This is a genomic window from Billgrantia sp. C5P2 (genome assembly GCF_051062895.2).
In genome coordinates this window covers 4,522,128-4,536,266 of the sequence record NZ_CM128542.1, presented here as the reverse complement: position 1 = coordinate 4,536,266, position 14,139 = coordinate 4,522,128, and the positions used below count along the sequence as shown (strand labels likewise).

Below are 14,139 nucleotides of genomic sequence, written 5' to 3'. Positions count from 1 at the left end.
ACTGATGAGCAAGCAGACCAACGAGCAGGACGAGCAGAAGGCGCCTTCCGCAAAGGGCCAGGACGACAAGGGCCGCAAGGCCGCGGCCAAGGACGAGCCCGGCAGCGGCGCCGGCAAGGGTCGTTCTCAGCGTGGCAGCTCATCACCGCCGCCCGTGGAAGGCAAGGCGGGCGAGCAGCAGCCGGCGGCTCCCGCCGACGCTCCCGTGAGCCAGGGCAAGAGCGCCACGGTAGATGGCCCCGCTCCTTCCGCCGCCAAGTCGGCAGATACCGCCCCGGCCCCGGACCAGGCAGCCGCCAAGCCGGAAAGTGACAAGCCCACCGCCGCTAAGCCGGAAAGTGACAAGCCGGCCACGACCGGCAGCAAGGGGGGCGATGCCAAGCCGGCCGCCGCCGGCAAGACCCCAGCCAGCGACAAGCCCGATGGCAACACCGCCAAGGCGGCATCGCCCGGGGGCGGCGGCACGCCGCCTGCCGCGACCAGCGCCGGTGGCAAGGGCAGCAGTAATGTCGCCGGCGTGCTGGCGCTGATCCTGGTACTGTTCCTCGGCATCGGCGCGGGCCTCTTTGCCTGGAATACCTGGGAGCGCCTGGATGCCCAGCAGCAGCGGCTGGCCGAACTCGACGAGCGTGCCAGCACCTCGGCCGATGATTTCGCCAGCCTGCGCGACCGGCTCGAGAGCGGCGAACAGGAGCGCGACGCCGCCCTGGCAGAGGCGGTCGAATCGATGCAGGGCGAGTTCGCCAGCTACCGCAGCGAGGTCGACGAGACGCTCGATCAGGTGCTCGACGAACTCTCCCGTGAACAGGACACCGACGAGCGTGAATGGCTGCACGCCGAGGCGGCCTACCTGCTGCGCCTGGCCAACCAGCGCCTGCAGCTCGAGCGCGACGTGGAAGGCGCCGCGGCACTGTTGCGCACCGCCGATGCCCGCCTGAACGAAGCCGACAACCCGGCCCTGCTCTCGGTACGTCGTGCCATCGCCTCGGAGCTGTCGATTCTGGATGGCGTGCCCGAGGTCGATCGTACCGGCCTCTATCTCGCCCTGAACTCCCAGCAGGAGCGCCTGGCGCAATTGCCGCTGTCGCGTGAACTCGAAGAGATCCCGGCGCGCTCCGGCATCGAGGAGGCACCCAGCGGTGGCTGGCAGGATCAGCTCTCGCGCTTCGGTCAGGAGCTCAAGGATCTGGTCGTCATTCGCCATCACGACGAGGCGCTCGAAGGGCTGGTTACGCCGGAACAGGAATCCTACCTGCGCCAGAGCGCACGCCTGGTGCTGGAGCAGGCCCAACTGGCGTTGCTCAAGGAGGAGCAGGAGCTGTATGAGGCCAGCATCGACAAGGCGCTGGAGCTGATTCGCGGCTACTACGATACCGAGCGCAGCGAGGTTCAGGCGGTCATGCAGCGGCTCGAGGAGCTCAAGGGTGAGACCATCCAGCCCGAGCTGCCCGACATCAGCGGTTCCCAGCAGGCCCTGGCCGAATTCATCGAGCGTCGTTTCGGTTCGCGCGGCGGCCAGGGAGATGAGGCATGAGAAAAGTTCTGCTGATCGTTCTCCTCGGCCTGGCGCTGGGGGCGCTGTTCGGCCAGTTGATGGTCTCGGTGCCGGGCTACTGGCTGATTCGCGTGGGTGATACCTCCTACCAGACCTCCTTCTGGTTCGGCCTGGTGCTGCTGCTGGCGGCGTTCCTGGTCCTGCACTTCGTGCTGCGAATCTTGATGCGCCTCAGCCATCCCGTCAGCCGACTCAAGGTATGGAACCGGCGGACCCGCCACCGCAACGCCATGAAGCGCACCGTGCGCGGCCTGGTGGCGCTGGCCGAGGGGCGCTGGAAGCGCGCCGAGAAGTCGCTGGTCAAGGCCGCCGACGACTCCAGCACGCCGCTGGTCAACTACCTTTCCGCCGCGCTGGCCGCTCATTATCAGGGCCGCTACGAGCAGGCGGACACGCTGCTCAAGCGGGCCCACCTCTCCACCGAGGGGGCTGACAGCGCGGTGGGCCTGATGCAGGTCCAGTTGATGCTGGATCGGCAGCAGTACGAGGAGGCGCTGGCCATCCTCACCCGCCTCGATAGGCAGATGCCCAATCACCCCCAGGTGCTCAAGCAGCTCAAGCAGGCTTACCTCAGCGTCAACGACTGGGACGGCCTGCGCCGGCTGATGCCGCGCCTGGCGTCGCGCCAGCTGATCTCGCCCCAGGAGCGCAACCAACTGGAATTGCGTGCCTACAAGGAGCTGCTGGTTCACGAGGCGCGCGACCCGGGCAACGTCGAGCGCATTCGCAGTCTGTGGGCGGACATGCCGGATTCGCTGCGCGGCAACGTCGAACTGGTGGTGCTCTATACCGAGGCGCTGGTACGTGGAGGCGAGGAGGGCATCGCCGAGCGGCTGCTGCGCCACTCGCTCAAGGAGCACTGGGACAGCCGGCTGGTGCTGCGCTACGGGCTGCTCAGCGTCGACCCGGCGCGCCAGCTGGTGCACGCCGAGAAGTGGCTGCAGGAGCGTCCCAACGACCCCGACCTGCTGCTGACCCTGGGCCGCCTGGCGCTGCGCAATGCTTACTGGGGCAAGGCGCAGGAGTACTTCGAGGCCAGCCAGCGCCAGCGTCCCAGCGGCGTGGTGTGTGCCGAACTGGCGCGGCTCTATGCCAACCTGGGCGAGCACAACAAGAGCCAGCTCTACTACCGTCAGAGCGTCGAGTTGCTCGACAAGTCGCTGCCCTCGCTGCCGCAGCCCGCCGAGCTGGAAGCGGCCGGCAAGGACGGCAAGACGCCCTCCTGAGCGGCCCGGCTCCGTGAGCCCTACCGACGGGCAAGACTACAGGGTGCCGCGAGGCACCCTGTTTTTTGGCTCAGCCGTCCAGCTCCGCTTCGCCGGACGATGGCTCAGTCCGGCAGGGCGAAGGATATCACCTGGTCGCTGACCTTGGGCAGCAGGATGGAATTGCCGCCCACGGCGAAGGTGACGTACTGCTTGCCTTCGTAGGTATAGACCGCCGGCATCGAGACGGCGGGGGCATCCACCAGGTGTTTCCACAACACCTCACCGCTCTCCAGATCGATCGCACGCACGCGTGAATCCATCGAGGCGCCGATGAAGATCAGCCCCGAGCGGGTGATCACCGGCGCGCCAATGGTGACCGACCCCCATGACTCGGGCATGTAGAAGCCGTGCTTCTGCACCTGGCCGAACGGCTCGTTCCACAGCCGCTCACCGGTATTGAGGTCGTAGGCGGCAAGGGTGCCGTAGGGCGGTTTCCAGCACGGCATGCCGGCCCAGTTGAGGAACGTTTCGAGCTGGAAGCCGTAGGCCGTGTCGCCCTGGGCGTAGTAGCCACCGGTCTCGCCCGACTGCTCCAGCTGTTGGTATTCGTCGCGCGGGATGAGGCGATAGATCTGCACCACGCTGTTGGAATTGATCACGAACACGCCCTTTTCCGGGTCGACGGCGCCGCCGCCCCACTGCGAGCCCCCAGTGGTGGGCGGATAGGTGAGCGTGCCCTCGACGCTCGGTGGCGTGAAGCGGCCTTCGTAACGCAGGCCCTCTGCCTTGCGGCTGCACTCGCCCAGGCCCACGATGTCGGCGAGCCGGGAGATGCCCGGCCACTCGTCCGGCACCACCGGTTCAGGCACGTCGACGAACGGCTGGGTCGGGGAGGCTTGTTCGCCCTCGGCGTCCGAGGCCGGCACCTCGCGCTCCTCGATCGGATACACGGGCTCGCCCGTTTCCCGGTTCAGCACGAAGAGGAAGCCCTGCTTGGATGGCTGCACCAGGGCGGGAACGGTCTCGCCATCCTTCACGATGTCGACCAGCGTGGGCGGTGCGACGGTATCGTAGTCCCAGATGTCGTGATGCACGAGCTGCCGGCTCCACACCACCTCGCCGGTCTCGGTGTCCAGCGCCGTCACCGAGGTGGCCAGTGGCAGCTCCTCGGTACGCTCGCCGCCGTAGTAGTTGGGGCTCGGCGAACTGATCGGGATGTAGAGAAGCCCGGTTTCGGGGTCCAGCGACATCGACGCCCAGACATTGGCCGTGCCGGTCCGATCGACCACTTCTTCGGGCAGCGCATGGAAGGTCCACTTGCGCTCGCCGGTACGCGCGTCGAGCGCGAAGACCGTACCCGGCGGCGCGACGGAATCTTCCCAATCCTTGCCGGCCCAGCCGAGGAACAGCGTGTCGTTGTACACCGTGGGCGGCTGGAACAGCGACAGCGGCCATTTGTCGTTGACGGTGTTCCACTGGTTGACGTCGACCATGCCGTTGTCGCCGAAGTCGGCGCAGGGTTCCCCCGTATCGGCATCGACGCCATAGAGCTTGGCGTCCATGGTGCCGATGTAGACCCTCTTCTGGCAGGCTTCTCCCGCCTGCGCTTCGTCGGCCTCCCAGTAGGCCACGCCGCGCCCCTTCATGTTGGGTTGGGTCAGGGCCTCCAGGGGGGCCTCGGGATCGAAAATCCACTTCTCTTCGCCGCTGCCCGGATCCAGGGCGATGATGCGATAGAAGGGCGTGCCCAGATAGAGCGTGTCGTTGACGAACAGGGGGGTTGCCGACCATACCGACATGGGCACGTCGTCGCTGCCATCCGCGACGTCGCCGGTATGGTACTCCCAGGCCTGTTCGAGTTCGCCGACGTTTTCCGGCGTGATCTGGTCGGCGGGCGAGTACTTCTGGGCGCGCAGGTCGCCATTGAAGGTCGCCCAGCTGTCCGACGACTCCATCCAGGCGTCCGGGCCCTGGCGCGGCGGCTCGGGCTGGCCGTCGCCGCTGGGCGGCTGCCCGGCAGGCCCCGTCTCGACACGGCCACCGGGGCCGGTCGGCGTGACCGAGGAATCTTCGCTGTCGTCCGCGTCCCGGTCCGCTTGCGCTTCGTCGTCGCTGGCGTCCTGTTCGGACTCTTCGTCCTGGGTCTCGGTGATGCCCTGTGGCTGGCCGCCTTCCTCGTCGGAAGAGATTTCCTCCTGCGCCTGTGCGTAGCCGAGGGAGCCCGACAGTAGCAGCGAGGCGAAAATGGCGATGAGGTCTTGGCGTTTCATGAAGCGGCCTCCTGGCGTGGCGTCATGTGGCGGTCGTGCTTGCCCGTGGCGGGGTCGGCAATCACATGGATGAGCCAGGCCACCAGCCCGACCCCCATGCAGCCGAGCAGCCACTCGGCCTGCAGCAGATAGGCCGCCAGGCCCGTGCCCAGCAGGTCGAGCAACAGCAGGAAAGTGAGCAACCCACCCAGCCAGCGCGGCATGCCGCGTGCCAGAGCCAGCAGCAGCGAGCCGACCAGCATCAGGGCGGTGGAGACCAGCACCAGGTAGGTGCCCGGGGTGTAGGCAATGCCGTTGCCTTCATTGAACGTGGCGACTGCCGCGAGGACCAGCGAAATGGCCGAAATCGCGAGCAGCAGCCAGGCGCCGTAGGCGGTGCCTTGCGCTTTGCTTGTCATGGAAGTCCCATCCCTTGAACGCCTTCGAAGCATGGTTGGCCGCACTGCCGGAGCGTGAGACCGCGCTTCGCCAGAGCCCAGGGACAGTATAGGCACGATACGAGATTCTTCATGCCGGCGTGGGCTCGCTTCCAGGGGCCGAGACGGCAACGCCTCCCACCCTGGAGTGGGAGGCGCATCAGGATGCGAGAGCGGTCATGGGCGCGTGGGCTCAATCCCGTTCGTCGTAGTCGCCCTGAGGGGGTGGGTCGGACTTGGCGCGCGGGTCGTTCTCGCTTTCGCGGCTGCTCTCGCCGGAGCGGGGCTGGCCGCCTGGGCGTCCGTCGATATCGAAGTTCTGCTGCATGAGGCGCACGTTGGCCGGCGGCGCCTCGGCTTCCTTGCCCACGCCGAAGTAGAGCGTGGTGTGGGGGAAGGGGATCTCGATGCCCTTGGCGTCGAAGTGCAGCTTGACCAGGCGGTTGTAGGCGCGGCCGACGCCCCATTGAGTGCCCGGGGTGGTCTTGATGCGCACGCGGATGTTCACCGAGCTGTCGGCCAGCGCGACGACGCCGGCCACTTCCAGCGGTGCGAGGATATTCATCTTGTGGTCGTCGTCGGCGGCCAGCTCGTCGAAGGCCTCGCGCAGGGCGACGATCGCCTCGTCGATGCTCTCGCGATAGGCAATGCCGTACTCGCCGACGTGATAGCCGAACTCGCGCATGAAGTTGGAGACGGTATCGACGCTGGAGAAGGGCACGATGTGGTAGGTGCCGAAGAGATCGCGGATGCCCACCGAGCGGATGCTGAGCCGCTCGGCGGTGCCGGTGATACCGCCCACCGAGACCACGTCGCCGGTGTTCATGGCGTTTTCCACCTGGATGAAGACACCGGTAATGATGTCCTGCACCAGCTTCTGGGAGCCGAAACCGATTGCCAGGCCCAGCACACCGGCACCGGCGATCAGTGGTCCGATATTGATGCCGATCTCGGACAGCACGATCATCACGGTCATGGTGATCAGGGCAATGGCGAGTGCGTTACGGAACAGGCTCAGCAGGGTCTTGGCGCGGGCATCCGGTTCACCGGTACCGGTTTCCGGATTGAGCTTGTGCTCGATCACGCTGGCCAGCGCCAGCCATACGGCAATGGCGACCAGCAGGATCACGGCCACGCTGACCAACGTGCCGATCAGTCCACGGCCGGGTTCGGAGGCGTACCAGGCGGCCAGGTCGAAGGCGCCCCAGGCGTTGAGCACCAGCATCACCACCGCGACGAGGATCACGGTGCGGATCACCCGCAGCGCGTTGGGTATGTAGCTGTTGAGCCGCGGCTCGAGCTGCGGCAACTTGCGGCGCAGATCGTCGGAGAGCCGGATGCGCCGGCCGATGATTTGTGTCAGCAAGCTCGACAGCAGCATGCCGACCACCACCACGACCACGGTCTTGAGCGTGGCGAAGAGCACGAACGGCAGGGCGTCCACCGGACGCGTCAGGGTCAGTACCAGCACCATCAGGAAGTAGGCCAGGGCGAACAGGTGCCAGGTGCGCGCGAACAGCTGCAGCGAGATCCGGGTGGCGGTGAAGTCGGAACGTGCCGCCATGGCATTGAGCTCATCGCGAATGCGGGTGCGATTCTTGAGCACCACCGCCACGGCATAGAAGAAGGCGCCGAACATGATCAGCGCGCCGATACCCTGGCCCAGCGTGGGCGCCAGATAGACGCTGACCAGCGGCACCACCACCAGCAGGCCGTAGCCCACCAGGCCGACCAGTCGCGCCAGCCAGCGATTCCAGTAGGAGGCCTCGCTGGCCGAGATGGGCAACAGCCTGAGCCCCTCGTAGCGCGACGAGAACAGCATGCGCAGAGCCGCCTTGATCAGCTCGATGATCAAGAAGGCATTGAGAAACAGCGAGGCGCGGGTCGACAGCTCGCCGCTTTCGCCGATGGCGAAGGTGGCGATCAGGTTGCCGCCCACGTAGGCCAGTGCCACTACCAGCGCGTCGGTCAGCGCCGCGGCGGCGACACACAGCACCAGGCGGATGGTCGGATTGAGCCCGCTTTCCTGCCGCGACCACTGGCTCAGCCGCGTGAAGAGCGGCCGTGACAGATGGCGAAACCCCATGAACAGGAGGAAGGTGGCGAGGATCACCAGCCCCAGGTTGGTCAGCGCGGTAATGAAGTCGCCCCAGTTCAGGGCAGTGGCATCGGCGCTGAACAATCCCGCCACGATGTCGAACAGGTTGCGTACCTCGCCGCCGACATCACTGACGACGCGGCTGGAAATTTCCGCCAGCCGCCTGGGCAGCGATATCGCCTCCTCTACCTGGCCCGTCTCGTCGGCCAGTTCTGGGTCGGCGGCCTGGCGGCGCAGGTGATCGATCAGTTGCTGCCGCGTCTGCTCGTTCTCGAGCAGCTCGGCAAGGGCTTCCGGGGCGGGAACGGCATCGTCGGCAGGCTGGGCCTGGGCCGGTGCGGCGACCAGCAGGGCGAGTATCAGCCAGCCGAACAGCCAGGGGACAAACCGGTGTGCTATCACGCGTGACCTCCATCTCGGGCGTGTCGGGCGGGGAACGATATGTATTTCGGCCCGCTAATGATAGGGCGTTAGGGCTCGGGGGACGAATGAGCGATTATTAGTTGTGCAGACATTGTACATAACTATCCTTTTGTGTCATATTTGCCTTGTGTCCTTCCCCAGGACGCGATTCCCTGAACGAAGCCCTATATTGGCCATCCGCCCTCCGGATGGCTTCTTTTTTTGTTCGCATGCTTCGACTCGGCTAGCATCGGCCCTTGGCGATAGCGAGGGAGCCGAATGAACGCGAGCATGGGGCTACTGCTGATGATGGCAGCGGGAGGGGCGCTGGGGGGCATGGCGCGACTGGCAGTCTCCAATCTGCTCGCGAGGCGGCTGGGGAGGGCCTTTCCCTGGGGCACGCTGGCTGTCAATCTCAGCGGAGCGCTGCTGGCGGGCGGGCTGGCCGGCTGGTTCGGCATGTCCCATGAGGGGGGCATGCCGGGCGGTTGGTTGCTGCTGGTGGTGGGGCTGCTGGGCGGCTATACCACCGTCTCCTCGCTGAGCCTGCAGAGCTTGGCCCTGTGGCAGAGCGGACGCCGAGGTACGGCACTCGCCAACGTAGCGGCAACGGTGGTCGCCGGGCTGGCGCTGGCCGCCCTGGGCTGGTGGCTGACGGGGAGGCTGGCATGAGCGGCTGGCGCGACTACGCGGCGGTCGGAGTCGGCAGTGCCCTGGGTACGGTCATGCGCTATCTGGTGTCGCTGGCCATGCTGGCGGCACTGGGACCGGCCTTTCCCTGGGGCACGCTGGTCGTCAACCTGCTGGGCTCCTGGCTGATCGCCGCTCTTGCTGCCCATGTCGCCTGCCGGGGCGGCGGCAGGATGGCCCGCTGGCAGCCCTTCCTGGCGGTCGGCTTCTGCGGTGGCTTCACGACATTCTCGCTGTTCAGCCTGGAAACGCTCCACCTGCTCGAAAACGGCCGGCCCGGCCTGGCGCTGCTCTACGCCTTGCTCGGCGTCCCGCTGTGGCTGGCGGCGGCCTGGCTGGGCGACCGCTTCGTGCGGGCACGCCATGGCTGACGTGCCCGCCGCGCTTGATGCCTTCAGCGCTTGGCCTTTTCCGTCGCCTTTCTCTTCGCTTTGCTGGCCGTGGCCGGGGCGCTGGTGTCGGGGCGGAAATGCTCGCGCACCAGTGCCAGCAGCCCCTGGGTCGAGGCGTCGAAGTCCTGGCTGTGTTCGTCGATGCGTTCGCTGATCTCGCCGGCGATGCGTTTGCCCAACTGCACGCCCCACTGATCGAACGAGTTGATGTTCCAGATCACCCCTTGCACGAACACCTTGTGCTCGTAGAGCGCGATCAGCGCCCCCAGGTTTTTCGGTGTCAGCTCGTCGAGCAGCAGCACGCTGGAGGGACGGTTGCCGGGGCAGCTGTAGGGGTCGAGCCGGCTGCCACTCTGGCTGCCTTCCATGAAGGCGTTGGCCTGGGCCAGCATGTTGGTGAGCAGCGCGAAATGGTGATCCTCCATCCCCGGTTCGGGCTTCAGCGAGGCGATGAAGTCGATGGGCACGTAGCGGGTGCCCTGGTGCAGCAGTTGGAAGAAGGCATGCTGGCCGTTGGAGCCGGTCTGCCCCCAGACGATGGGGCCGGTCTTGTAGTCGACGGGGTGGCCGAAGATGTCCACCGACTTGCCGTTGGATTCCATGTCGAGCTGCTGCAGGAACGAAGGCAACTGATGCAGCGCCTGGTCGTAGGGCACGATGGCCTGGGTCTCGGCGCCGACGAAGTTGATGTACCAGATGCCGATCAGTGCCATCAGCACCGGCATGTTCTCGCGGAAGGGGGCGGCCAGGAAGTGCTGGTCCATCTCGTAGGCGCCCTCGAGCATCTCCATGAAGCCGTCGAAGCCGATGGAGAGGGCGATGGGCAGGCCGATGGAAGACCACATCGAGTAGCGCCCGCCGACCCAGGCCCAGAACTCGAAGACGTTCTCCTCGCGGATACCGAACTCCATGGCCGCCTGCCGGTTGGTGGAGGCGGCGATGAAATGGGCGCCGACGTCGGCATCTTCGCCGGCGTTGTCGAGGAACCAGCGGCGCGCGGTCTTGGCGTTGAGCAGCGTCTCCTGGGTGGAGAAGGTCTTGGTCGAGACGATGAACAGGGTGGTGGCCGGATCGAGCCGCTTGAGCACCTTCTGGATATGGGCGCCGTCGACGTTGGAGACGAAGTGGAAGTTGAGCTCGGGGTGACGGTACTTGAGCAGCGCCCGGCTGGCCATGTTGGGGCCGAGGTCCGAGCCGCCGATGCCGATATTGACCACGTCCTTGATGCGCTCGCCGCTGTAGCCCTTCCATTCGCCGCTGCGCACGGCCTCGGAAAACGCCTTGATCTGTTCGCGGGTGCGCTGGATCTCGGGCATCACGTCCTGGCCGTCGACCATCAGCGGTCCCTCGCCCTGGTTGCGCAGGGCGGTATGCAGCACCGGACGGTCCTCGGTAACGTTGATGATGTCGCCGGAGAACATCTGGGCGCGGCGCTGCACCAGCGCCGAGTGGTCGGCCAGCTCGATCAGCTTGTCGAGCACGGCGCCCGAGATGGCGTGCTTGGAGTAATCGAGGAACAAGCCGCCGACGCGCAGGCTCATCTTCTCGAAGCGCTGCGGGTCGGCGGTGAAGTAGTCGCGAATACGGTCGTCGGCGGTCTGCTCGTGCAGGCGCTTCAGGGCCTGCCAGGTGACGCTGCGGGTAAGCTGGAACATGGTTTCCTCACAAGTTCGCGGGCCTGGCCCGCCTCTCTCATTGTTCTGGGTTACGGGTTTGTTCTGGTTTACGGGGCTTGTTCGGGGTTGCGAGAAGCTACCCAGGCCTCGGCATCGGGAATGGACATCTCATAAGATTGGCCGAGCCACGGCGAGCTGACCATGAAGTCGGCGCTGGCGGCATTGCAGGCCACCGGTACGTTCCACAGCGCGGCCAGGCGCAGCAGCGCCTTGACGTCGGGGTCGTGAGGCTGGGGGGCAAAGGGGTCCCAGAAGAAGATCAGCAGGTCGAGGCGCTGTTCGGCGATGCGTGCGCCGATCTGCTGGTCGCCGCCCAGCGGCCCGCTCATCAGTCCCTCCACCTCGAGCCCGAGGCTGGCCGAGAGGCGCCCGGCGGTGGTGCCCGTTCCCACCAATTCGTGCTCGATCAGGGTGTCGCGCCAGCGTTCCGCCCATTCCAGCAGCTCACCCTTCTTGCCGTCGTGAGCGATCAGTGCGATGCGCTTGCGTGCCGGCAGGGTGCGTCGCACGCTGCGCCGGGGGCGGTTGTCGGTCATGGTTGGCCTACCTCGAGAATCTTCAGGGTGTTGGTTCCGCCGTGGGCGTTCATGTGGTCGCCCCGGGTCAGGATGACATGATCGCCGGGCTCGGCAATCCCCTTCTCCACCAGCAGCGCCAGCGCGCGGTCGTTGAGCTCGCCGGCGGCCATCGCGGTGGTGTCGAAGGGCAGCGAGACCACGCCGCGGTAGAGCGCCATGCGCCGCTGGGCGATGGGGCTGTGGGCCAGCCCGACGATGGGCAGCCCCGAGCGGATGCGCGAGGCGATCAGCGGGGTGTAGCCGGTCGAGGTCATGCAGGCGATGGCGGCCACCCCGGTGAGGTGGTTGGCGGCGTACATGGCCGACAGCGCGATGGTCTCGTCGATGCGCGAGAAGCCCTCGTGGATGCGGTGGCCCGACTCCTGGGCGATGCGCTCGCGCTCGGCGCCGAGGCACACCCGGCGCATCGCTTCCAGCGTCTCCACCGGGTAGTCGCCGGCGGCGGTCTCGGCCGAGAGCATCACCGCGTCGGTGCCGTCGAGCACGGCGTTGGCGACGTCGAACACCTCGGCGCGGGTGGGCAGCGGCGAGCCGATCATCGACTCCATCATCTGCGTCGCGGTGATCACCGCGCGGTTGAGCGTGCGGGCGCGCTTGATGATGCGCTTCTGCATGCCGATCAGCTTCTCGTCGCCGATCTCCACGCCGAGGTCGCCGCGCGCCACCATCACCGCCTCGGAGGCCTCGATGATGCCGTCGAGGGTGGCGTCGTCGGCCACCGCCTCGGCGCGCTCGAGCTTGGCCACCAGGCCGATCTCGCGGCCGGCGTCGCCGAGCAGGCGACGCGCCTCAAACATGTCCTCGGCGTGGCGCGGGAAGGAGACGGCGAGGTAGTCCACGCCGATCTCGATGGCGGTCTGCAGGTCGGCCTTGTCCTTGTCGGTGAGCGCCGGGGCCGAGAGCCCGCCGCCCTGCTTGTTGATGCCCTTGTTGTTGGAGAGCTTGCCGCCGGTGACCACGGTGGTGTGGACCTGTTGGCCCTCGACCCGGGTGACGTCGAGCACCAAGCGGCCATCGTCGAGCAGCAGGCGGTCGCCGGCGGTGACGTCGTCGGCCAGCTGGGTGTACTCGCAGCCGACGCGGCTGGCGTCGCCGGCCTCGGTGTCCATGGCCATGTCGAGGACGAAGGGTTGGCCCTCGGCGAGCACCACCGCGCCCTCCTTGAAGCGGGCGATGCGGATCTTGGGCCCCTGCAGGTCACCCAGGGCGGCGACGCTGCGCCCCAGGCGGTCGGCGATCTCGCGCACGGCGATCAGCCGGCGGCGGTGGTCGGCGGCGCTGCCGTGGGAGAAGTTGAGGCGCACCACGTCGACGCCGGTGCGGATCATCGCCTCCAGCACGCCCTCGCGATCGCTGGCCGGGCCCAGGGTGGCGACGATCTTGGTGCGGCGGATGGGGGTGTGCGGCGATGGCTTCGGCATGGCGAGGCGCCTCCTGAAGGAAGGGGATGTCGTTAGACTACAACAATAGCGGTTATGCGGTAAGTTTACTACATTCTGTCGTGATAAGAGATTTCCTCCCTCCGGCTTGCCTGGCTTGGTGATTTCGCTAGGCTGCAAAAGGAATCTCCGATCGGGATCGGTTCCGGTGTATCGATTCATCTAACCCGTTATGTTGTAAAGTTACCAAAAAAATCTTGAGTCCTTGACAGGTTTGCGTCACATTGAGGGACATACTGACAGGAGCCGCAGGCTACCCAGCCGGCATCACCGATGCCCGATCTCTGCCCATCGGCTCTATATCCCTACCCTGAAAGCTACAGAGACGCTCTGGAGGAGAGAGGACATGACGCTCAAGATTGCCATCAACGGCTTCGGTCGCATCGGTCGTAACGTGCTGCGTGCTCTGTACGAGAATGGCTACCGCAATCGAGTGGAGGTGGTGGCCATCAACGACCTGGGCGACCCCGCCCTCAACGCCCACCTGTTGCGCCACGATACCGTGCATGGCCACTTTCCGTTCAAGGTGGAGCACGACGAGGAGAGCATGAGCGTGGATGGTGACCGCATCGCCATCCTCTCCCAGCGCGATCCGGCCGCGCTGCCGTGGCAGACGCTGGGCGTCGACCTGGTGATGGAGTGCACCGGCCTGTTCACCAAGCGCGAGGCGGCTGCCAAGCATCTCGCAGCGGGAGCGAAGCGCGTGCTGATCTCCGCGCCGAGCCCGGACGCCGACGCCACCGTGGTCTATGGCGTCAACGAGCACGTGCTCAAGCCCGAGCACAAGGTGGTCTCCAACGCCTCCTGCACCACCAACTGTCTGGCGCCGGTGGCCAAGGCGCTCAGCGACACGGTGGGTATCGAGAACGGACTGATGACCACGGTGCACGCCTACACCAACGACCAGAACCTGTCGGACGTCTACCACAGCGACCCCTACCGGGCGCGTAGCGCGACCCACTCCATGATTCCGACCAAGACCGGTGCCGCCGCCGCGGTCGGCCTGGTGCTGCCGGAACTGGCCGGCAAGTTCGACGGCCTGGCGGTGCGCGTGCCGGTGATCAACGTCTCGCTGGTGGATCTGGTCTTCACCGCCAGCCGCGATACCACCAAGGAAGAGATCAACGCCATCCTGGCCAAGGCTGCCGACGCCTCACCGGTACTGGCAGTGAATGCCCAGCCGCTGGTGTCGATCGATTTCAACCACGACGCCAACTCCTCCACCTTCGACGCCAACCATACCCGGGTGAACGGTCGCCTGGTGAAGGTGATGGCCTGGTACGACAACGAGTGGGGCTTCTCCAACCGCATGCTCGATACCGCCCTGGCCATGCAGGCCGCCAGCGACGCCAAGCGCGAAGCGGCCTGATACGAGCGAGTCCCCAGTGGCAGGAACGCAAACCGGAGCGCCGAGG

11 protein-coding genes are annotated in these 14,139 nt (G+C 66.4%); 5 read left to right on the top strand and 6 right to left on the bottom strand.

Annotated features, from left to right (window positions below; translation table 11 throughout):
• Positions 1 to 4: 4 nt before the first annotated feature.
• Together ACRWQA_RS21120 and ACRWQA_RS21115 are read left to right on the top strand one after the other, a co-directional pair.
• Entirely contained in the window at positions 5 to 1,534 is a 1,530-nt protein-coding gene (locus ACRWQA_RS21120) for a uroporphyrinogen-III C-methyltransferase (protein ID WP_434231554.1), read from the top strand.
• Positions 1,531 to 2,781, top strand: coding sequence for a heme biosynthesis HemY N-terminal domain-containing protein (locus ACRWQA_RS21115; protein WP_263581673.1), 1,251 nt, complete (start codon positions 1,531 to 1,533; stop codon positions 2,779 to 2,781). Before ACRWQA_RS21120 ends, ACRWQA_RS21115 begins: the two co-directional genes overlap by 4 nt.
• A gap of 104 nt (positions 2,782 to 2,885) precedes the next feature.
• Here the strand turns inward: ACRWQA_RS21115 and ACRWQA_RS21110 are convergent, their stop codons facing one another.
• From ACRWQA_RS21110 to ybiO, 3 genes are all read right to left on the bottom strand, one after another.
• Positions 2,886 to 5,033, bottom strand: a complete 2,148-nt coding sequence (locus ACRWQA_RS21110; RefSeq protein WP_434231557.1) for a pyrroloquinoline quinone-dependent dehydrogenase — start codon at positions 5,031 to 5,033, stop codon at positions 2,886 to 2,888.
• A complete protein-coding gene (locus ACRWQA_RS21105) occupies positions 5,030 to 5,431 on the bottom strand; it encodes a hypothetical protein (protein ID WP_263581671.1) in 402 nt (133 codons plus the stop codon). The genes ACRWQA_RS21110 and ACRWQA_RS21105 overlap by 4 nt, the downstream gene beginning before the upstream one ends.
• 211 nt (positions 5,432 to 5,642) lie before the next feature.
• Positions 5,643 to 7,949, bottom strand: a complete 2,307-nt coding sequence (gene ybiO / locus ACRWQA_RS21100) for a mechanosensitive channel protein (protein WP_434231560.1) — start codon at positions 7,947 to 7,949, stop codon at positions 5,643 to 5,645.
• Between the two features lie 279 nt (positions 7,950 to 8,228).
• Here ybiO and ACRWQA_RS21095 point away from each other — a divergent pair, with 279 nt between their 5' ends.
• The gene (locus ACRWQA_RS21095; protein ID WP_434231562.1) at positions 8,229 to 8,621 is read left to right on the top strand and encodes a CrcB family protein; all 393 of its coding nucleotides are present in this window, start codon (positions 8,229 to 8,231) and stop codon (positions 8,619 to 8,621) included.
• Positions 8,618 to 9,010 carry a fluoride efflux transporter CrcB gene (gene crcB / locus ACRWQA_RS21090; protein WP_434231565.1) on the top strand — a complete coding sequence of 131 codons (393 nt, stop codon included), beginning with the start codon at positions 8,618 to 8,620 and terminating at the stop codon, positions 9,008 to 9,010. Before ACRWQA_RS21095 ends, crcB begins: the two co-directional genes overlap by 4 nt.
• A 23-nt stretch (positions 9,011 to 9,033) precedes the next feature.
• Here the strand turns inward: crcB and pgi are convergent, their stop codons facing one another.
• The 3 genes from pgi to pyk form a co-directional block, all read right to left on the bottom strand.
• Positions 9,034 to 10,686 (bottom strand): glucose-6-phosphate isomerase, encoded by a 1,653-nt coding sequence (gene pgi, locus ACRWQA_RS21085; RefSeq protein ID WP_434231568.1) that lies wholly within the window; start codon positions 10,684 to 10,686, stop codon positions 9,034 to 9,036.
• A 68-nt stretch (positions 10,687 to 10,754) separates the two neighbouring features.
• A complete protein-coding gene (locus ACRWQA_RS21080) occupies positions 10,755 to 11,243 on the bottom strand; it encodes a methylglyoxal synthase (RefSeq protein WP_434231571.1) in 489 nt (162 codons plus the stop codon).
• The gene (gene pyk, locus ACRWQA_RS21075; RefSeq protein WP_446326224.1) at positions 11,240 to 12,706 is read right to left on the bottom strand and encodes a pyruvate kinase; all 1,467 of its coding nucleotides are present in this window, start codon (positions 12,704 to 12,706) and stop codon (positions 11,240 to 11,242) included. The genes ACRWQA_RS21080 and pyk overlap by 4 nt, the downstream gene beginning before the upstream one ends.
• Before the next feature lie 364 nt (positions 12,707 to 13,070).
• Here pyk and gap point away from each other — a divergent pair, with 364 nt between their 5' ends.
• A complete protein-coding gene (gene gap, locus ACRWQA_RS21070; RefSeq protein ID WP_263581664.1) occupies positions 13,071 to 14,093 on the top strand; it encodes a type I glyceraldehyde-3-phosphate dehydrogenase in 1,023 nt (340 codons plus the stop codon).
• The last annotated feature ends 46 nt before the right edge of the window (positions 14,094 to 14,139 follow it).

What these genes read in the sequence shown, in the direction of transcription:
- ACRWQA_RS21080 (WP_434231571.1), bottom strand. Translation starts at nt 11,243, where the DNA reads ATGACCGACAACCGCCCCCGGCGCAGCGTGCGACGCACCCTGCCGGCA.
- crcB (WP_434231565.1), top strand. Translation starts at nt 8,618, where the DNA reads ATGAGCGGCTGGCGCGACTACGCGGCGGTCGGAGTCGGCAGTGCCCTG.
- pyk (WP_446326224.1), bottom strand. Translation starts at nt 12,706, where the DNA reads ATGCCGAAGCCATCGCCGCACACCCCCATCCGCCGCACCAAGATCGTC.
- ACRWQA_RS21120 (WP_434231554.1), top strand. Translation starts at nt 5, where the DNA reads ATGAGCAAGCAGACCAACGAGCAGGACGAGCAGAAGGCGCCTTCCGCA.
- gap (WP_263581664.1), top strand. Translation starts at nt 13,071, where the DNA reads ATGACGCTCAAGATTGCCATCAACGGCTTCGGTCGCATCGGTCGTAAC.
- ACRWQA_RS21110 (WP_434231557.1), bottom strand. Translation starts at nt 5,033, where the DNA reads ATGAAACGCCAAGACCTCATCGCCATTTTCGCCTCGCTGCTACTGTCG.
- ACRWQA_RS21105 (WP_263581671.1), bottom strand. Translation starts at nt 5,431, where the DNA reads ATGACAAGCAAAGCGCAAGGCACCGCCTACGGCGCCTGGCTGCTGCTC.
- ACRWQA_RS21095 (WP_434231562.1), top strand. Translation starts at nt 8,229, where the DNA reads ATGAACGCGAGCATGGGGCTACTGCTGATGATGGCAGCGGGAGGGGCG.
- ACRWQA_RS21115 (WP_263581673.1), top strand. Translation starts at nt 1,531, where the DNA reads ATGAGAAAAGTTCTGCTGATCGTTCTCCTCGGCCTGGCGCTGGGGGCG.
- pgi (WP_434231568.1), bottom strand. Translation starts at nt 10,686, where the DNA reads ATGTTCCAGCTTACCCGCAGCGTCACCTGGCAGGCCCTGAAGCGCCTG.